Origin of the sequence: Deinococcus koreensis, from assembly GCF_002901445.1 — a bacterium.
Lineage (GTDB): Bacteria > Deinococcota > Deinococci > Deinococcales > Deinococcaceae > Deinococcus > Deinococcus koreensis.
In genome coordinates this window covers 1,428,420-1,446,582 of sequence record NZ_PPPD01000001.1, presented here as the reverse complement: position 1 = coordinate 1,446,582, position 18,163 = coordinate 1,428,420, and the positions used below count along the sequence as shown (strand labels likewise).

Annotated in this window: 19 protein-coding genes; 4 read left to right on the top strand and 15 right to left on the bottom strand. The window is 68.7% G+C overall.

What is annotated here, in order from left to right:
• The first annotated feature begins 74 nt into the window (after positions 1-74).
• On the top strand, positions 75-494 hold the full coding sequence (locus CVO96_RS06885; protein WP_103311582.1) for a CBS domain-containing protein: 420 nt from the start codon (positions 75-77) through the stop codon (positions 492-494).
• Positions 495-546: 52 nt separating this feature from the next.
• Here CVO96_RS06885 and CVO96_RS06880 read toward each other — a convergent pair whose 3' ends face one another.
• The 5 genes from CVO96_RS06880 to dnaK form a co-directional block, all read right to left on the bottom strand.
• Positions 547-1,188, bottom strand: coding sequence for a hypothetical protein (locus tag CVO96_RS06880; protein WP_103311581.1), 642 nt, complete (start codon positions 1,186-1,188; stop codon positions 547-549).
• A 134-nt stretch (positions 1,189-1,322) separates the two neighbouring features.
• Positions 1,323-2,231, bottom strand: coding sequence for a DnaJ C-terminal domain-containing protein (locus CVO96_RS06875; RefSeq protein ID WP_103311580.1), 909 nt, complete (start codon positions 2,229-2,231; stop codon positions 1,323-1,325).
• An 80-nt stretch (positions 2,232-2,311) separates the two neighbouring features.
• The gene (locus CVO96_RS21760; RefSeq protein ID WP_103311579.1) at positions 2,312-2,596 is read right to left on the bottom strand and encodes a VF530 family protein; all 285 of its coding nucleotides are present in this window, start codon (positions 2,594-2,596) and stop codon (positions 2,312-2,314) included.
• A 14-nt stretch (positions 2,597-2,610) separates the two neighbouring features.
• On the bottom strand, positions 2,611-3,246 hold the full coding sequence (locus tag CVO96_RS06865; RefSeq protein ID WP_103311578.1) for a nucleotide exchange factor GrpE: 636 nt from the start codon (positions 3,244-3,246) through the stop codon (positions 2,611-2,613).
• A 227-nt stretch (positions 3,247-3,473) separates the two neighbouring features.
• Positions 3,474-5,360, bottom strand: coding sequence for a molecular chaperone DnaK (dnaK, locus tag CVO96_RS06860; RefSeq protein ID WP_103311577.1), 1,887 nt, complete (start codon positions 5,358-5,360; stop codon positions 3,474-3,476).
• A 200-nt stretch (positions 5,361-5,560) separates the two neighbouring features.
• Between dnaK and CVO96_RS06855 the strand changes: the two genes are divergently transcribed.
• A complete protein-coding gene (locus CVO96_RS06855; RefSeq protein WP_103311576.1) occupies positions 5,561-5,872 on the top strand; it encodes a type II toxin-antitoxin system CcdA family antitoxin in 312 nt (103 codons plus the stop codon).
• Positions 5,873-5,929: 57 nt separating this feature from the next.
• Here the strand turns inward: CVO96_RS06855 and CVO96_RS06850 are convergent, their stop codons facing one another.
• The 5 genes from CVO96_RS06850 to aguB all read right to left on the bottom strand — a co-directional run bounded on the left by CVO96_RS06850 (position 5,930) and on the right by aguB (position 11,375).
• Positions 5,930-6,808 (bottom strand): carbohydrate ABC transporter permease, encoded by an 879-nt coding sequence (locus CVO96_RS06850; protein ID WP_103311575.1) that lies wholly within the window; start codon positions 6,806-6,808, stop codon positions 5,930-5,932.
• A complete protein-coding gene (locus tag CVO96_RS06845; protein WP_103311574.1) occupies positions 6,805-7,710 on the bottom strand; it encodes a carbohydrate ABC transporter permease in 906 nt (301 codons plus the stop codon). Before CVO96_RS06845 ends, CVO96_RS06850 begins: the two co-directional genes overlap by 4 nt.
• A gap of 278 nt (positions 7,711-7,988) precedes the next feature.
• Positions 7,989-9,242, bottom strand: coding sequence for an ABC transporter substrate-binding protein (locus CVO96_RS06840; protein ID WP_103311573.1), 1,254 nt, complete (start codon positions 9,240-9,242; stop codon positions 7,989-7,991).
• A gap of 61 nt (positions 9,243-9,303) precedes the next feature.
• A complete protein-coding gene (locus tag CVO96_RS06835) occupies positions 9,304-10,164 on the bottom strand; it encodes a MurR/RpiR family transcriptional regulator (protein ID WP_103311572.1) in 861 nt (286 codons plus the stop codon).
• Between the two features lie 317 nt (positions 10,165-10,481).
• Positions 10,482-11,375: an N-carbamoylputrescine amidase gene (aguB, locus tag CVO96_RS06830; protein WP_103311571.1), complete on the bottom strand. Its 894-nt coding sequence runs from the start codon at positions 11,373-11,375 to the stop codon at positions 10,482-10,484.
• Between the two features lie 60 nt (positions 11,376-11,435).
• Here aguB and CVO96_RS06825 point away from each other — a divergent pair, with 60 nt between their 5' ends.
• Positions 11,436-11,672 carry a hypothetical protein gene (locus tag CVO96_RS06825; RefSeq protein WP_103311570.1) on the top strand — a complete coding sequence of 79 codons (237 nt, stop codon included), beginning with the start codon at positions 11,436-11,438 and terminating at the stop codon, positions 11,670-11,672.
• A 21-nt stretch (positions 11,673-11,693) separates the two neighbouring features.
• On the opposite strand, the gene CVO96_RS06820 is transcribed toward CVO96_RS06825, so the two are convergent.
• The 5 genes from CVO96_RS06820 to CVO96_RS06800 all read right to left on the bottom strand — a co-directional run bounded on the left by CVO96_RS06820 (position 11,694) and on the right by CVO96_RS06800 (position 16,341).
• Positions 11,694-12,296 (bottom strand): response regulator transcription factor, encoded by a 603-nt coding sequence (locus tag CVO96_RS06820; RefSeq protein WP_103311569.1) that lies wholly within the window; start codon positions 12,294-12,296, stop codon positions 11,694-11,696.
• Positions 12,293-13,519, bottom strand: a complete 1,227-nt coding sequence (locus CVO96_RS06815) for a sensor histidine kinase (RefSeq protein WP_243398201.1) — start codon at positions 13,517-13,519, stop codon at positions 12,293-12,295. Before CVO96_RS06815 ends, CVO96_RS06820 begins: the two co-directional genes overlap by 4 nt.
• Positions 13,516-14,106 (bottom strand): DUF1349 domain-containing protein, encoded by a 591-nt coding sequence (locus CVO96_RS06810; RefSeq protein WP_243398200.1) that lies wholly within the window; start codon positions 14,104-14,106, stop codon positions 13,516-13,518. Before CVO96_RS06810 ends, CVO96_RS06815 begins: the two co-directional genes overlap by 4 nt.
• Positions 14,107-14,569: 463 nt before the next feature.
• Positions 14,570-15,421, bottom strand: coding sequence for an ABC transporter permease (locus CVO96_RS06805; protein WP_103311568.1), 852 nt, complete (start codon positions 15,419-15,421; stop codon positions 14,570-14,572).
• Entirely contained in the window at positions 15,418-16,341 is a 924-nt protein-coding gene (locus tag CVO96_RS06800; RefSeq protein ID WP_243398199.1) for an ABC transporter ATP-binding protein, read from the bottom strand. The genes CVO96_RS06805 and CVO96_RS06800 overlap by 4 nt, the downstream gene beginning before the upstream one ends.
• Before the next feature lie 292 nt (positions 16,342-16,633).
• On the opposite strand from CVO96_RS06800, the gene thrC reads away from it, so the two are divergent.
• The gene (gene thrC / locus CVO96_RS06795; RefSeq protein ID WP_103311567.1) at positions 16,634-18,088 is read left to right on the top strand and encodes a threonine synthase; all 1,455 of its coding nucleotides are present in this window, start codon (positions 16,634-16,636) and stop codon (positions 18,086-18,088) included.
• Positions 18,089-18,163 lie beyond the last annotated feature (75 nt).

Sequence of the window (18,163 nt, the reverse complement as noted above, 5' to 3'; positions counted from 1 at the left end):
CTCCCGGCGCGAGGATGCAGCCGCCTTGAGGGTTCTGCCATCCGGGCCAGGCGGGGCGGGCGTAGCGTGCACCCATGCCCACCCTCAGAGACATCATGACCAGGGAACTGATCACCACCGACGCCGGCGCCACCCTCAAGGAGGTCGCCTCGCTGATGGCACAGGAGGATATCGGCACCGTGCTGATCATGGACGGCGACGAGCTGCGCGGGATCATCACCGACCGCGACATCGTGGTGCGTGCGGTGGCCTACGGGCACGACCTGGGCAGCGTGGCGAACGACTACGCCACCGGCAACGTGTTCAGCATGGACAGCGGCACCGACGTGACCGAGGCGGCGCAGTCGATGGCCCAGCGCCAGCTCAGGCGCCTGCCCGCGACCGAGGGCGGCAGGGTCGTGGGGATCGTCAGCCTGGGCGACCTCTCGACCCGCACTACGGGAAACGCCGACCAGACGGCCCTGGAGGGCATCAGCGCAGACACCGTGGGGTGAGCCCCTCTGAGCCGATCATGGGGTGAAAAGGGGAGAACAGACTCCCCCCGGCCTATTTGAATTTCACCAGTTCGATGGTGCCGCCGGGAAGCGCGCTCCTCACCAGCCCCATGCCCTTGACCAGCCAGCTCGTCGATTCGATGGCTGGCGGGGCCATTTTCTGGCCGGCCATCGTCATCCTGACAGTCGTGGTGGACACGACCTTCAGTGCGGTGAAGGTGCCCAGTCTGGTCTTGATCTGCTCGCTGGACACCACCTTCATCACGATGTCGGTCTCGTTGTGCACCGCCTGACCCTGGGCGGTGCCGTCCAGAACGACCCCGCTCGACCAGCTCTTGCCCACGCTCAGTTCCGGCGGCTGGGTCACGCCACGCTGCTTGATGGACGTGATCTTGAGGGCCGGATTGTTGATGGCCGGAGTGGCGATCACCCCAGCAGGCCCGCACTTGAACGTCGCGGTGGTCGGGGGCGCGCCCGCCACCGTGGTCGTGACCGTGAAGCCCCCGGCACTGACCCGGCTGACCGTCTCGGTATAGCTGACCTTCTGACCGGAGACGGTGCCCTGGTAGGTGCGGCTGAGCCCCTCGCGGATCGGGTAATAGGCCGAGGTACACGCGGCGTGTGCGGCGTTCCCCAGAGTCCCCATCAGAGTCAGCAGGAGGGTGCGGCGCCATGTGTTCAGAGCAGTGGTCATGGCCGCAGCATACGCACTGGCTGGGCCATCCATCGAATGAAACAGCGCTGGCCGCAAGGGGGCCAGCGCCTTCACTTCAAGGTTGATACGTCTCCGCGTCCCCCATCCCAGCGCCGCACACGCGGCACCCCGGATCAGTGCTGCAGGTCGCGCAGCCGGCGGTACAGCTCCTTCTCCTCGTCCGACAGGTGGGGCGGCACGGTGATGTTCAGCCGTACGTACAGGTCGCCGCGCGTGCCGTCCTTCCTGGGCCAGCCCTGGCCGCGCAGCCGCATCCGGCGCCCGCTGCTGCTGCCCGCCGGAATGGAGAGCTGTCCAGAGCCGCCGCTGAGGGTCTGCACCTTCACGTCGCCGCCCAGCGCCGCCACCGGGGCGGGCACGTCCACGGTGGTGGTCAGGTGATCGCCGTCAAGGTCGAAGCGGGCATCTTCCAGAACCCGGATGGTGAGCAGCACGTCGCCGCCGCCCGGCCCCTGCCCCGCCAGCCGCAGACGCGCGCCGTCGCGGGTGCCGGCCGGAACGCGCAGGCTCAGGCGTTTGCCGTCCACGTTGATGACCTCGTCGGAACCGGAGAAGGCTTCCTCCAGCGTGACCTGCAACTCGCCTTCCACGTTCTGCACGAAGCGCCTCCCGCTGCCCGTTCCGCCCAGGCCGCCCAGCAGATCCTCCAGGTTGACCTGCTGCCCGGCCGGATTGCGGAAGCCGCCGCCCCCGCCGCCCCGCCCGAACAGCCCCTGGAAGAAGTCGCTGAACTGCCCCGGATCGAAGCCGGCGAAGTCGCCGCCCTGAAAGCCGCCCCCGCCCCCGTAGCCCGGCGGCACCTGACCGGTGTGGCCGTACTGGTCGTACACCTTGCGCTTCTCGGGGTCGCTGAGCACCGCGTAGGCCTCGCCCACCTCCTTGAACTTGTCGGCCGACTTCTCGTCGCCCTGGTTCTTGTCGGGGTGGAACTGCTTGGCCAGCTTGCGGTAGGCGCTCTTGATGTCGGCGTCGGACGCGCCTCTGGACACGCCCAACACGTCGTAATAGTCCTTGTAGGCCATGTGGTCGCCTCCTTCGGGCGGGGAGAGGGGAGGGGTCTAACCGTCTAAAAGTCCAACGGTCTAACAGACAGGAACAGGGCTCAGGTCGTCACCAGATCCACGTACAGCGCCTCGACCTTCGCCCGGGCCCACGGCGTCTTGCGGAGGAATTTCAGGCTGCTGGGCACGCTCGGATCGAGCTGGAAGCAGCGCACCGGGACGCGGCGGGCCAGCCCCTCCCAGCCGTACTCGGCGTGCAGCCGCTCCAGGATCATGGCGAGCGTGACGCCGTGCAGGGGATCACGGGACGGTGATGGTCGATGGTTGACAGGTGATGGAGTGGCCTGCTGCTCAGGCGGCGTGGGTTCGTCTTCTCGATCAACCATCAACGATCACCCTTCTACCCTTTCCGGCTGACGACGACGCGCGCCGGACGCACGAGCCGGTCGCCCATACGGAAGCCCAGGGAGTAGACCTGCACGATCACGTCGTCCTGCTCGCCGGGGACGACCTGCAGCGCCTCGTGCCACTGGGGGTCGAAGGCCTCGCCCTCCTGGCCGGTGGCTTCCAGGCCCAGGCCCGCGAAGATGCTCAGCACCTTCTGCTGCACCGCCTGCATCCCGGGAATTAGCTTGGCGGGTTCGGCGGCGCCCATCGTCACCGCGCGGTCGAGGTCGTCGTAGACCGGCATCAGCGCCTCGGCAGCTTTACTGACGCCCTGGCCCTCGGCGCCCTGCACGTCCTGCTGGGTGCGGGTGCGGTAGGACTCGAAATCGGCGGCCAGGCGGCCCAGCTTGAACTTCAGGTCGGCGTTCTCCTTCTCCAGCTCGTCGGCCCTTTCCATCTTGGCCATCATTTCCTGCACCTGGGCGAACATGGCGCCGTCCATGCCGGGGAAGGCCATGTCCTGGTCTTCCTCCAGATTGTCGGTGTCGTCCTCCGGAACGTCGATTTCGTTCGTCTCGGCGTCGATGGTCTTCAGCTCGGTGTCGGGGGCGTCGGTGGGCGCACCATTTTTCGTGTGGTCGTCAGTCATGGGTTTACCTCGGCGTCGGAACATTGGTCTAAAGATAGGGGAGAGGGGGCGCGGCGGCCGTCCTCTCCCGGTGGGGTGGTGCTGGTGGGGCGCATACGGACGGCGCTGCGTGCGACCCCTCCGGCCCTTCGGGCCACCTCCCCTTAGAAGGGAGGCAAGGAACCAACCTCTTGGCTCCCTTCTGAGGGGAGCTGTCAGCGAAGCTGACTGAGGGGTCGCCCTTGACCTTACTCCGCCGGCTTGAAATCCGCGTCGATCACGTCGTCGTCGGCCTTGTTCGCGGTCGGCTGGCCCTGCGCGTCGCCACTCTGGGCGCCCTGCTGCGCGGCGGTCATGAAGGTGCGGAGTTCTTCCTCCAGTGCCTTCTGCGCGCCCTCAATGCGGGCATCGTCGTCCAGGCGCACGGCTTCTTCGGCCTCGTCGGCGGCGGCCTTCAGCTTGTCCTTGGCCTCCTGCGCGGCTCCGGCGTTCTCCTCGATCTGGCTCAGCGCCTGCACGCGCAGCGAGTCCAGGCCGTTGCGCTTCTCGACCTTTTCCTTGCGCTTGCGGTCGGCGTCGGCGTTCTGCTCGGCTTCCTTCACCATGCGCTCGACGTCGCCCTTGTCCAGGGTGGTCGTGTTCTCGATGCGGATGCTGCTTTCCTTGCCCGAGGTCTTTTCCTTGGCGGTCACGTGCAGGATGCCGTTGGCGTCGATGTCGAAGGTCACCTCGATCTGGGCCTGCCCGGCGCGCATGGGGGGAATCCCTTCCAGCTTGAAGCGGCCCAGGCTCTTGTTGTCGGCGGCCATGGGGCGCTCGCCCTGCAGCACCACGATCTCCACGCCCGGCTGGTTGTTCTCGGCGGTGGTGTAGATCTCGGTCTTCTTGGCGGGCACGGTGGTGTTGCGGGTGATCATGGGGGCGATCATGCCGCCCTTGACCTCCACGCCCAGCGTCAGCGGCGTCACGTCGACCAGCACGATGTCGCCCAGCGCCGAGTCGCCCTGGATGATGCCGGCCTGCACGGCGGCGCCCAGCGCCACGGCCTCGTCGGGGTTCACGGACTCGTTGGGGGTCTTGCCCACGATCTCCTGCACGATGCGCTTGACGGCCGGGATGCGGGTCGAGCCGCCCACCAGAATCACCTCGTCGATCTTGGAGGCGTCCAGCTTGGCGTCGGCCAGGGCCTGCTCGACGGGCTTACGCACGCGGCGCAGCAGGTCGGCGGTCAGTTCCTCGAACTTCGCGCGGGTCAGCGTGCGCTCCAGGTGCATGGGTGTGCGCGTTTCCGGGTCGAAGGTGATGAAGGGCAGCGAGATGCTCGTCTCGGAGGCGTTGCTCAGCTCGATCTTGGCCTTCTCGGCCGCCTCGATCAGGCGCTGCAGGGCCTGCTTGTCCTTGCGGAGGTCGAACTTGTGCTCCTTCTCGAACTCGCCCGCGAGCCAGTCCACGATGCGGTGGTCGAAGTCCGCGCCGCCCAGGTGGGTGTCGCCGGCAGTGGACTTGACCTCGAACACGCCGTCGCCGAGATCCAGGATGGTCACGTCGAAGGTGCCGCCCCCCAGGTCGAAGACCAGCACGGTCTCGTTGCCCTTCTTGTCCAGGCCATAGGCCAGCGCGGCGGCGGTCGGCTCGTTGATCACGCGCAGCACGTTCAGGCCCGCGATCTCGCCGGCCTGCTTGGTCGCTTCACGCTGCGAGTTGTCGAAGTAGGCGGGCACGGTGATCACGGCGTCGGTGATCTTCTGGCCCAGCTTGTTGCTGGCGTCGGTGACCAGCTTGCGCAGCACCTCGGCGCTGACCTGCTCGGGCGCAAGGTCTTTGCCGTCCACCGTGATCCGCACGGAGCCGCCGGGGCCTTCTTTCACGGCGAAGGGCGAGCGGCCCGCTTCTTCCTTCACTTCGTCCCAGCGGCGGCCGATGAAGCGCTTGACCTCGAAGAGGGTCGCGGCGGGGTTCAGCGCGGCCTGACGGCGGGCGATCTGCCCGACCAGACGTTCCTCGCCCTTGTAGGCGACGACGGAGGGCGTGGTGCGCGCCCCTTCGGCATTGACGATCACTTCAGGGCGTCCACCCTCCATGACGGAGATGACGGAGTTGGTGGTGCCCAGGTCGATTCCAACAGCTTTGGCCATGAGTTGACTCCTTGCAGGGTAAGATTCTGCTGCCCACAGGACAGCAGTTCTGAACAGGAGCTATCATAGGGCTACAGTTAGCTGGAGTCAATAGACTTGAGCGTACTAGACTCAAGTTTAGAGAGAGGCTCAACGCCCCATGAAGATTCATAGGCAGACGTCAGAGTACATTTCTGAAGAAGCGTCTGTATGCTGTACGTATGGGAAAGACCACCAAGGCGAGGCTGAACCTGACCATCGACCCCGACATCTACCGGGAAACGCGGCGGGTGTTCACGGCGATGGACATGAACATGAGCGCCTTCGTCGAGATCAGTCTCGCCAGGTTCCTTGAAACGGTACGGCCCCTGCTGCCTCTGCTCGACGAGGCGGAGTCGGGCCAGCGTGATATGGCCGATGCGAAGGCCGCGCTCCGCATCTGGCTGGCCCACAGCGTCGGTCAGGAGATCGCGGAGACCTACCGGGTCGTGGGTCATGCCCCGAGCGGCGTGCAGACGACTTCAGAAGGCTGAGCCCCGGGCGGGCAACCCAGTCGCCGGGGCCCGGCCCCGCCCCATCAGGAGCCCCGCCTATTTCACGCCTCCCTCCAGCCCGCGCATGAACAGGCGCTGGGCGGCCAGAAAGACCAGCAGCACCGGCAGCATCATGATCAGCGAGCCGGCGGCGATGTTGAAGGGGTCGTAGTTGAACTGCCCCTTGAGTTTGAGCACCGCCACGCTGAGCGGCACCTTGTCGGGCGCGGCCGAGAGCACCAGCATGGGCCAGAAGTAGGCGTTCCACGAGCCCACCAGCGTGAAGATCGCCAGCGCGGCCAGGCTGGGCCGGGTCAGCGGCAGCATGATGCGCGTCAGGATGGTCAGCTCCGAGGCGCCGTCCAGCCGGGCCGCCTCCAGCAGCGCCTGGGGAATCGACAAGAAGGCCTGACGCATCAGGAAGATGCCGAACGCCCCGGCCACCGTGGGCACGACCACGCCCAGGTGGGTGCCCAGCAGATGCAGTTTCTGCAGGGTCAGGGTATTCACGATGAACGTGGTCTCGCCCGGCAGCACCAGCGTGGCGACGATCACCGCGAAGATCAGGTCTCGCCCCGGAAAGCGGAAACGCGCCAGCGGATAGGCCGCCAGCGCCGAGACGACCAGCGTGCCGACAATCGTCATCGCTGTAATCGAAATGCTGTTCCACACGTACTGGCCCAGCCCGAAGGTCTGGTAGACCTGCTGGAAGTTGAGCAGCGTCAGCCCCTTGGGGAACAGGCTGGCCGGGAAGTCGTAGATGGAGCCGCCCGCGCGCTTGTCGGTCAGGGCGATGGCGAGCGTCCACAGGAAGGGAAAGACCGCGAAGAGCAGGATCACCACCAGCAGGACGTAACGCCCCGCCCGCTTCGCCGCCTTCGCCCGGAAGCGGCGCTGGGGCACGCTTCTGGGCGGTGCCTGGGTCACGGCGCTCACGAGTTCTCCCCGCTGCTGTCGCGGAACAGCCGGAAATTCGCCACCGACAGCGCCAGCGCGACCACCGCCACGACCAGCCCGGCGGCGCTGGCGAGGCCGTAATCGAAGTTGAAGCCCTGGAAGGCCTTGAAGTACACGTACATCAGTGCCGTGTAGGTCGAGTTCAGCGGCCCGCCGTTGGTGAGCACCAGCACCTCCTCCAGCACCCGCAGCGCGGCAATCGTGGAGAGCAGCGAGCACAGCAGGATGGTGGGTTTCATCAGCGGCACGGTGATCCGCCAGAAGCGCTGCCAGGCATTCGCACCGTCCAGCACCGCCGCCTCCTCCAGCTCGGCCGGGATGTTCTGGAGGCCCGCCAGGTACAGCACCATGTAGTAGCCAAACCCCCGCCAGAAGGTGACCAGCATGACCGCCCAGAAGGCCGACCCCTCGTTGTTCAGCCAGCCGAAGGCGCCCGTGGCCGGCAGCAGGTGCAGCGCGCCCAGCACCCAGTTCAGCGTGCCGTCCTTGTTGTAGACCCACTCCCACATCACGGCGGCCAGCGAGATCGAGGTCACCACCGGCACGTAGTAGGCGGCCCGGAAGAACGCCATGCCCGGCAGCGAGTTGTTGACCAGCGAGGCCACCGCCAGCGAGGCCAGCTGCAGCGCCGGCACCACCAGCAGGTACTTGACCGAGTTGAGCAGCGAGGTGCGGAACAGGTCGTCGGCCGCCAGCGTGCGGAAGTTGTCCAGCCCCACCCAGCGCGGCGGCAGGCCCTGCGCGAAGCGTGCCCCGCCGTACTCGGTGAAGCCCAGGTACGAGCCGTAGGCCAGCGGGTAGAAGGTGAATACCGCCAGCAGGATCAGCGCCGGGGCCAGGAAGGTGTACGACAGCAGCGTGAGGCGCCAGTTGACTCGCATGGGGTGGAGTTCCTTTGTGGGGTGGGGGCGGTGGGGTCGAAGGGAACCCCTCGCTTCGCGCTCTGCGAGTCCGCCCCTGCGGGGCACCTCCCCTCAAGGGAAGGTAAGAAAATCCTTGGCTCCCCTTGACTCGCAGAGCCCGAAGGGAGGGGAGCTGGCACCGAAGGTGACTGAGGGGTTAAACGGGCCACAGCAGCCGAGCCGACGTCATCGGAAAGAGTGGCCTTAAAGCAAGAAGGCCCGCCCAGTCCTCAGGCGGGCCCCCGGTACGATCAGGCTTACTTGCTCATGTTCGCGTTCCAGTACGTCACGGTGTCGTCCAGGGCCGCCTTGGCGGTCTTCTTGCCCAGCAGCGCGGCCTCGATGTTGTCGCTGAAGTTCTTGTACAGGTCATCGGAGTTGCCCGGGGTCTTGAAGCCGGGGTTGATGAAACGGCCCGACGCGCCCACCAGGCTGGTCGCCTTGGCGATGGGGTCGGCGCTGGAGGTCTTGAAGAAGGGATCGTTCTGCGCGGCACTGGTGGTCGGGATGATCGGCACGATCTTGGCGAAGGCCACCTGGTTGGCGTTGTTGGCGAAGAAGGCGGCGAATTTCGCGGCGGCGGCGGCCTGCTTGCTGGCGGTGGGGATGACCAGACCCATGGAGGTGCCGGTCTGCACGCCCGCCTTGCCCAGCGGCGCGGTCGTGACCACGGTTTTGGCGTAGAGCCCCGGATTGGTGTCCTTGATCCGGTTCAGGGCCTGCGGGCCGCCCACGATCATGGCGACCTTGTTCTGCGGGTACAGCTCGGTGGCGAGCTGGAAGGCTTCCTTACGCAGCGCGTCCTCGGGCAGGTAGCCGCCCTTGAAGAGATCGACGTACCTCTGCAGCAGGGCCACGTGCGCGGGCGAGTTGAAGGCCGCCTTGCCGGCCGCGTCGTACACCGCCAGGCCGTCGGAGAAGAAGTAGCCCATGAAGGACGCGCCGCCCGGGTCTTTCAGCGCCGGCACCCAGGCGTAGGCGCCGGTCTTGTCCTTGATGGTCTTGACCAAGTTCAGCATCTCGGTCATGTTCTTCGGTGCGCTCACGCCGGCCTGCTTCAGCAGATCCGGGTTGTAGAGCAGCACGCCCTCGTTCAGCGAGCCGTACCAGGGATAGCCGTAGACCTTGCCGTTCACGGTGAAATTCTTCAGGCTCTGCGGGTAGTAGGTGGCCTTCAGCGTGGCGGGGCTGGTCAGCGCGTCCACCGGGCGCAGGAAGCCGTTCTGGGCGGCCTTGGCGGTCTCGTCGATGTTCAGGTTCACCACGTCCGGGGCGTTGCCCAGGTTCACCGAGGCCACGAAATCCTGCACCATGCTGGCCTGCTTGTCGAACCACTTGACCTTGATCGTCGGGTTGGCCTTCTCGAAGGCGGCGATCGTGTCCTTGATGTACGGGTCGAACTTGGGGCTCAGATACCACGTCCAGAAGGTGATCTCGGTGGTCTGTGCCTGGGCTGAGGCGGCGGCGCAGAGGCCGAGGGCGAGGGTCAGGGCAGTCAGGCTCCGTTTCATGGTGATCTCCTTTGCGCCGCGGGTCTCACGGCGGGGTGAACGGGGGGTCGCACGACCTCGGTCAGTACTTCTTTTCCACCACGCTCTCGGCGGTCACGCGCAGCATGGCGGCGGCTTCGGGGCGGCGGGCGAGCAGGGCGGCGTACAGCACCTCCAGCACCAGCGTCTGCGAGGCCAGGGTGTCGAGCACGGAGTCGGTCAGGGGTTCCTCCTGGGCGGACGTGAACAGCACGGCGCTGGCGTAGCGGGTGATGGGCGAGGAGGCCCGGTGGGTGATGGCGACGGTGTAGTGCCCGTGGGTCTGGGCCAGCCGCAGGTGCTGGACGGTGTCGATGGTGGAGCCCGAGCTGGACACGGCGATCACCACGCCGCCGCGCGGCAGGGTGGAGATGCTGACGGCCGCGAGGTGGGGGTCGGTGGAGGCGGTCGCCAGGATGCCGATCCGCATCAGGCGGTGGGCGAAGTGCTGCGCCACCAGCCCGGAGTTGCCCTGCCCGGTCAGTTCGACCCGGGGCGCCCGGGCCAGCGCCCCGGCGACCGCCTCCAGCACCAGGGGGTCGAGCAGGCGCCCGGTGTCCTCCAGGGTGCGGCAGGTCTGCCGGATCACCTGCGCCGCCTGTCCGGGGAGGTCGCCCGGATGCGCCGGCGCGCTGCTCTCGCGCCCCACCACATCGGCCGCCAGCGCGATCTTGAAGGCGTGGAAGCCCGCGAAGTCCAGCTTGCGGCACAGCCGCGTGATGGTCGCCTCGCCCACACCCACGGCGGTCGCCAGCTCCGTGATCGTCTGGTGGACGACCGTCTCCGCGTGTGAGACGACGTGGTCGGCGACCCGTTGCAGCGACGGCGAGAGCGAATGGGCCTGCAGCCTGATCCGGCTGATGGCCCCGGCGGGCGAGACCGGACGGGACGCGACCTGGGTCATGGAACTCCTGACGGGAGGAGAGTCGAGACGAAGTTTAAGAACTGGGGGCAGCATACCCCCTGAAAATTATTTTTGTCAACTGGCGGCGAAGTTGAAAATTTAAACCGGATTCAAGGAAGTCGGCGCCTGGCTCCGTGCAATCAGACACGCCGATGCCGCGCAGGTCGCCGTTTCCACGCCATCGCCGGCTAGGGACCGTGTGTCGGATCGTCTCCTGATTCCTCGAACCGGCGTCGGTCGCTCCACAGCGGGTTCCCTCAGGGGGGCCAAAGAAAGAGGCGGGGACGCAGCTCATCCCCGCCCTGCACGCTCGGCCCTCAGCCCCGCCGCGTCACGCCGTCGGTGGTCAGCAGGGCGCCGTACAGTTCGGGCCGGCGGTCGCGGAAAAAGCCCATGCCGGCGCGGAAGGTGCGGGCCTCGGCCAGATTCAGGCGGTGGGTCAGTGCGCCCTCCTCCGCGTCTCCGAACTCGGCCACGATCTCGCCGGTGTAGTCCGAGACGAAGGAGTGCCCGTAGTAGGTCTGCTCCAGCTCCCCCACCCGCTCGGTGCCGATGCGGTTGGCGGCGCCCACGTACGACGAGTTGCTGACCGCGTGCCCGACCATCGCCCTCTGCCACATCTGGTGGCTGTTGGGGGACTGCACGCCCTCGGGCTCGGAGCCGATGGCGGTGGGGTAGAGCAGGAAGTCGGCGCCCTGCAGCATCATCACGCGGGCGGTCTCCGGATACCACTGATCCCAGCAGATGCCCACGCCCACGCGTCCGAAACGGGTCGGCCAGACCCTGAAGCCGGTGTCGCCGGGGTTGAAGTAGTACTTTTCCTCGTAGCCGGGGCCGTCGGGGATGTGGGTCTTGCGGTAGTTGCCCAGCACCGAGCCGTCGGCGTCGATGCAGACCAGCGAGTTGTAGTGGGCCTGCCCCGCCCGCTCGAAATAGCTGAGCGGCAGCACCACGCCCAGCTCGCGCGCCAGATTCTGGAAGCGGCCGATGAAGGGGTGGTTCTCCTGCGGGTGCGCCAGCGCGAAGTATTCCTCGCGCTCGACCTGGCAGAAGTACAGGTTCTCGAACAGCTCGGGCAGCAGGATGACCTGGGCACCCTGGGCGGCGGCGTCCCGCACATGCGCCTCGGCGCGCGAGACGTTGTCCTCCAGCTGATCGGTGACGTGCATCTGCACGACGGCGAGAGTCACGGTGTCCGGGGTGCGCGTCATGCCCCGAGGGTAACGGATGCACCCCGCGCCCGCCATGACGCCGGCCGGTATCCTCTCCTCATGGATGGTGCGCTGGGCTGGGTCGGCGCGGGGCTGCTGCTGCTTGCCGGCGCCGGCTGGGGCGCGCAGCTCGCGCGGGGCGGCGTGACCTGGCCCGCGCTGGGCCTGGGCCTGAGCACCCTGGGGCTGGGGCTGACCGCCAATGCCTTCCTGCACGGCCACGACCTCCCGCTGATCCAGGGGGCGGTGGGGGCGCTGGGCGCCTCGGCGCTGCTGATCTTCACGCGGCGGGACTGAACGCTCAGAGTGCAGGCCCCGCTACAGCCAGCCCTTCTCCCGCGCCGTCCGGGCGGCCTCGACCCGGTTCTCGGCCCCCAGTTTGCCGATGGCCTCGGAGAGGTAGTTGCGGACGGTGCCCTCCGACAGATTCAGCCGGCTGGCGATCGCGGCGGTGCTGGCCCCGCCCTCGGCCGCCCGCAGCACCTGACGCTCGCGCTCGGTGAGGGGATCGGCGTCTCCCCAGGCCTCGGCCGCCAGCGTGGGGTCGATGGCCCGGCCCCCCGCGTGCACCCGCCGGATGGCGTCCGCGAGTTCGCTGGCCGGCGCGTCCTTGAGCAGGTAGCCGCGCGCCCCTACGTCCAGCGCCCGGCGCAGGTAGCCGCTGCGCCCGAAGGTCGTGACGATCACCACCCGCGTGTGGGGCAGCTCGCGCGCCAGCGCCGCCGCCACGTCCAGCCCGCTCAGGCGCGGCATCTCGATGTCGGTGACCAGTACGTCGGGCCGCAGCTCGCGGGCCAGGGCCAGCGCCGCCTCACCGTCCGGGGCACCGCCCACCACCTCCAGATCGTCCTCCAGCGACAGCAGCGCACTCAGCGCCCCCAGCACCAGCCCCTGATCCTCGGCGAGCAGGACACGGATCATGGCCGCCTCTGGCGGCGCAGAGGGCGGATGGCAGACGGCAGGAGGCTTGAACAGCTGTTGGGCCATCTGCCATCGGCCTTCTGCCTCCCGCCGCCTCTCCCCCTCACGTTCCCACCCGCCCGGCGGCCGCCCCCCCCGGCAGGGTCGCGCTGAGGGTGGTGCCGCCCTCGCCGGAGCGCTCCAGGCTGCCACCGATGGCCTTCGCGCATTCCGGTCAGGCCGCTGCCCTCGGGGGCCACGCCGCCCACGCCGTCGTCGTGGATGACCAGCCGGTAGTCCCGTCCCTGCCGGGTCAGGCTGACCCTCACCTCGCGGGCGCGGGCGTGGCGCACGACGTTGGTCACGGCCTCGCGCAGCAGCATGGCCGCCGCCTGCTCGGTTTCCGGGGGCAGCTCGGGCAGGGTCTCAGGCGCGCGGAGGGTCACGTCCGCCGCGTCGAGGGCCACTTTGGCGCGCACGAGTTCGGCGTTCAGGCCGCTGCCCCGGTAGCCGCGCACCGCCGCGCGCACCTCCTGCAGGGCGCCGCGTGAGATGCGCTCGACCTCGCGGATCTCCTGGGCGGCCCGCGCCGGATCGCGCCCGGCCAGCTTGCTCGCCAGTTCACTCTTCAGCACGATCACGCTCAGGGTGTGGCCCAGCAGGTCGTGCAGGTCGCGGGCGATCCGTTCGCGTTCGGCGTCGGCGGCCAGCCGCTCCTTCTCGGCCTGCACCTGTGCCAGGCGGGCGTCGGCCACCTGCCGGCGGTACGAGGCGTGGTTGGCGTAGGCCGCCACGAAGGTGAACAGGATGTTGGGGCCCAGCCAGGGCAGGTCGTCCAGGCCGTAGCGTCCGGCCCAGAAGGGCGCGACCATCAGGGCCACGTTGAAGAAGGCCAGCCACAGCGCCAGCGCCACGCGGGGCTGGTAACCGATGATCGAGCCGCCGTAGATCAGGAAGGCGGTGGCCGTGCTGCCGGCCAGGGGCAGAACCAGCGCGTAGGCGAGCACGCTCAGCGCCCAGCCGCCCACCGCCCAGCGGGCATCCGGGCGGCCCCAGAAGACCCGCGCGAAGACCAGGACGAACGCTGCCAGAACGCCCCAGAAACGCAGATGCTCGCCCAGGGAATGGGAGTCGGCGAGAAAGCCCAGCACCGGGTAGGCCAGGAAGGCCAGCCAGAGCAGCGGAAACAGGCTCCAGAGCGTCAGGCGCCGCTGGGCCAGACAGTCCAGCGCCGCCGCCCTCATGGCCGGGTCAACTCGTGCAGGGGGCGGCGATCGGCCTCGCCCAGCACGAAGTCGGAGAAGCGCACGCGGAAGCCGGCCTCGCCGGGGCTGCACGCCATGACCCCCACCTGGGCGTCCAGCGTGGGCGGGTAGGGGGCCACCCGCAGGAGCGTCCAGGGGTCGGCAAGGGAGGGCCGCGCGTGCAGGATCAGCGCGTCGCCCCGGCGAACGCAGCGGAACGTCACCGCCGGGTGGGTGTCGGCCGGCAACACGCTCCAGTCGGAGAAGCCCCGGGTCACCACCGCGCTCCATTGCTGGCGCCCCACATATTCCACGCCCAGCTTCATCCAGCGCTCCTCATCCGTGTGCAGCATCAGGCCCGCCTGATCGTAGAGCTGCCCATACTCGCCGCTCACGGTCACCGTGGCCGTCCACTCGCGCGGCGCGGGGCGCAGCAGGGCGTGGCCGGAGTCGCGCACGAAGCCGTACTGGGTGTGCCGCCAGAAATCCGAGCCGGGGGCAGTCTGCACCTCCAGCGCGCCGTCCGGCTGCTCGGCCACGTGCGGGGGAGGGTGGAGCCACTGCATCCCGGGCCACTGGGTGGTCATGGGGCCAGTATCGCGCCTGGGCGGGCCGGTGTGCGGCTTCATGCCGTAGAGCCAGCAGGCGTTCGCGTTTCCGCCTTGAATTTGTGATGAGAATGTTGTCTCACGCGTGTGCTTCGGATAGGGCGTGCTGGAGGTGGGCGCCGGCGGCGGACTTCCCCACCCCCCAGCCCCCTACCCGGAGGGCAGGGGGAGCTAAGCGCTGCGCTCGGCATGTGGTTGCCACGGTGTTCTCATTGGCCTGGCCCGGCGGTTTCGTTAGCGTGGGGCTTTGGACTCGTCATTTGCGGTGTCGCGTCGTTGCCCGCGCGCTTCGCGCACGACGGCTTTCGGTAGAGATGCAGGGTGGGATGCTTCGGCGTGAGAACTCGGCTGTCGTCTTGAACAGCGTTTCCTGGGCACGGTGCCAGCCTTCCATCGAAAGCGTCTGCACTCTTGATCTCAGGGCTTTCAATCGGAATCACCTTCACGCCTCGCGGGCCTCGTCGCGGCGGAAGCCCCAGGCGGCCAGGGCGCCGAAGGCCAGCGCGAAGGCGGCCAGCGCCAGCCAGTGCCCGGGCTCGCCGGAGACCTGTCCAGCCCCCAGCCCCTCGGCCACCGTGCCGCGCGCGATGGCGCCCAGGTGGTAGGCGGGCAGGAAGGGGGCCAGCCCCTGCACGAAGTCCGGCATCGTGTCCAGCGGCGTGAACAGGCCCGAGGCGAAGGACATGATCACGGCGACGATGTTCGCGGTGATCTGCGCCGCCGTGGGGCTGACCAGAAAGCCGATGCACAGGCCCAGGCAGACCAGTGGCCACATGCCCAGCAGCAGCTTGCCCAGCAGCAGCAGCGCCAGCCCCAGCGGCAGCGTCACCCCGCCTGCGAAGTGCGCGAAGGCGTACAGCACGCTCAGGCTCAGGGCGCTGAAGGCCAGAGCAGCGATCAGCTTGCCCGCGAAGTACAGCCCGGTGGGCATCGGCGAGGCGCGCAGCAGCCTCAGCCAGCCGCCGGTGCGCTCGGCCGCCACCGCCGAGCCGAAGGAGAACATGGCGAGCGACAGCAGCGAGTAGGCCCCGAAGTTCACCAGGATCAGCGGCCCGACCTTCAGACCCTGCGCCGTCGTCTCGTTCACGGCGCTCAGGCCGAACAGCGCGAAGAACATCACGGGAAAGCCGACCGTGCCCACGGTGAAGGCCGGGTTCCTGAGCATCCGGCGCAGTTCGGCCAGCGCCAGGCTCGCCAGGGCGGGCAGGCGGGCCGCGCGGCGGGGGGCCGTGGTGGGAAGCGGCAGGCCCAGTGCGGGCGGGGTCGGGTCGGTCAGGGTCTGGCTCCGGGTCATGCGCTCACTCCTTGTGCACTCAGGGGTTCCTGGGGGCGAGTCAGGCTCAGGAAGGCGTCTTCCAGGCTGGCCCGGCTGACTTCCAGCTCGCGCAGTTCCGTGCCCTGGCGGAACAGTTCGCCCAGCAGGGCCTCGGGGGTGCGGGTGCGCAGGTCGGCGTGGCCGTGGTCGTCCAGCACGGCGCTCTCGACTCCGGGCAGGCGCCGCAGCTCGGCCAGCACGAGGCTGGAGGTGAAGCGCACGCGGGCGCCGCCGGCCTGCGCGCGCAGGGCCTCGGGCGTGCCGTCGGCCAGCAGGCGGCCGGCGTTCATGACCACCACCCGGTCGGCGGCGCGCTCGGCTTCCTCCAGGTAGTGCGTGGTGAGCAGGATGGTGCGCCCCGTGGCCCGCAGCTGCGCCACCGCGTCCCAGAAGGCCAGGCGGCTCTGCGCGTCCATGCCGGTGGTCGGCTCGTCGATCAGCAGCACCTCGGGGTTGCCCACCACCGCCAGCGCGAAGGCCAGCCGCCGTTTCTGCCCGCCGGACAGCGCGCCCGCCCGCCGGTTCGCCACCGCCTGCAGGTCGGCCAGCCGCAGCGTGTCCTCCACGCCGAGCGGCGCCGGGTAGAAGCGGGCGAAGAGGGTCACGGCCTCGCGCACGCTCAGGGCGGGGGGCACCGCGCTCTCCTGGGGCATCGAGCCCAGGCGCGCCCGCACGTCGCCCCGGCGGGGATCGGCGCCCAGCACGCGCACCAGGCCGCTGGTGGGGGCGGCCAGGCCCAGCATCAGGCTGATCGCGGTGGTCTTGCCGGCGCCGTTGGGGCCCAGCAGCGCGGTCAGTTCCCCGGCGCGGATGCTCAGGTTCAGGCCCTGCAGGGCGGTGACCCTGCCAAACGTCTTGCCAGTGTCGGTCAGCTCGATGGCGTTCATGGGGGCGGTCATGGGGGCATGGTGCGCTCTCCGGGCGGTGGGCCCCAGTGCCGGGTGTCAGGCGGGGTGGGTGACAGGTGTCATGTGGGTTGGCCGTTGGTCGTCTGGGCCAGCGCCCACACGGTCGCCCGCCGCGTCCGGCCTGCTCCAGCTCCAAACTGTTCCAGCTCTGGCCTGTTCCACCTCTGGCCTGGGCCGGATTGCCCTAGCCACGGCACCCGCCGCCGGGCGTGAACCCCGTAGAGTGGCGGCACTGGCAGCGCTCCGTCCGCTGAGCGGCGGGCGGCGCACGGGAGGATCTGGCATGAAGTACGTTTCCACGCGCGGCACGGGAGAGTTGGGCCGCTTCTCGGATGTCCTGCTGCTGGGCCTCGCCCCGGACGGCGGCCTGGCCATGCCCGAGCACATTCCCGCCTTCAGCCCGCAGACCCTCGAAGCGCTGCGGGGGCTGAGCTACCCGGAGCTGGCCTTCCGGGTCATGCGGCCCTTCATCGACGACATCCCGGAAGCCGACCTGCGCCGGGTGCTGCACGCCACGTACCACCCGGACGTGTTCCACAGCCAGGACATCACCCCGCTGACCCGCCTGGGCGCGGCGTCACCGGGCCAGGGTGAGCTGTACCTTCTGGAACTCTCGAACGGCCCCTCGCTGGCCTTCAAGGACGTGGCGATGCAGTTCCTGGGACAGATATTCGAGTACGTGCTGGAGCGGCGGGGCGAGCAGCTGAACATCCTAGGGGCGACCAGCGGCGACACCGGCTCGGCCGCCGAGTACGCCATGCTCGGCAAGGCCCGCGTGAACGTGTTCATGCTCTCGCCCCGGGGCCGCATGAGCGCCTTCCAGCAGGCGCAGATGTACTCGCTGAACGAGCCGAACATCTTCAATATCGCCGTCGAGGGCGTGTTCGACGACTGCCAGGATCTCGTCAAGGCGGTGAACGCCGACGCGGACTTCAAGGCCCGTTTCGACATCGGCGCCGTGAACTCGATCAACTGGGCGCGCGTGCTGGCGCAGGCCGTGTACTACTTCAAGGCGTACTTCGCCCTGGGACTGCCGCCGGGCGCCGAGGCGGACTTCAGCGTGCCGTCGGGCAACTTCGGGAACGTGTTCGCCGGATTTCTGGCGAAGAGGATGGGCCTGCCGGTGGGCCAGCTCATCGTGGCCACCAACGAGAACGACGTCCTGAACGAATTCTTCTCCACGGGCGTGTATCACGTCCGGCCCGCAGACCGGGTCGCCATGACGTCCAGCCCCAGCATGGACATCGGCAAGGCGTCCAACTTCGAGCGCTACCTGTACCTGATCGCCGGCAGCAGCGCCACGCACACCCTGTCGTGGTGGGACGAGGTCGGCCAGGGTCGCCCGGTCGATCTGCGCGGCACGTCCCACTGGGACGAGGTGAAGGCCAGTGGCCTGCTCAGTGGCCGCAACACCCACCAGGGCCGCCTGGAGACCATCCGCCGCATCGACCAGCAGTGTGGCCGCCTGATCGACCCGCACACCGCCGACGGCGTGCTGATCGGCGAGCGCCATCAGCGCCGGGGCGTGCCGATGGTCTGCCTGGAGACCGCCCTGCCCGCCAAGTTCGGGGACACCGTGCAGGAAGCCGTGAAGCGTGCCCCGGAGCGGCCGGAGCGCTTCGCGGGCATCGAGACGGCCGAGCGGTACTTCGACGTGCTGCCCAACGACGTGGAGACGCTCAAGGCGTACATCGCCCGCAAGCTGAGGGAAACGGTGAAGGTGCAGGAGCCGGCCTGACCCCCCTGGCCTGAACGTCCTCCCGCCCTGACCGGCCAGCCCCGATTCGCCAGCCCCGATCCGCCAGACCCGATC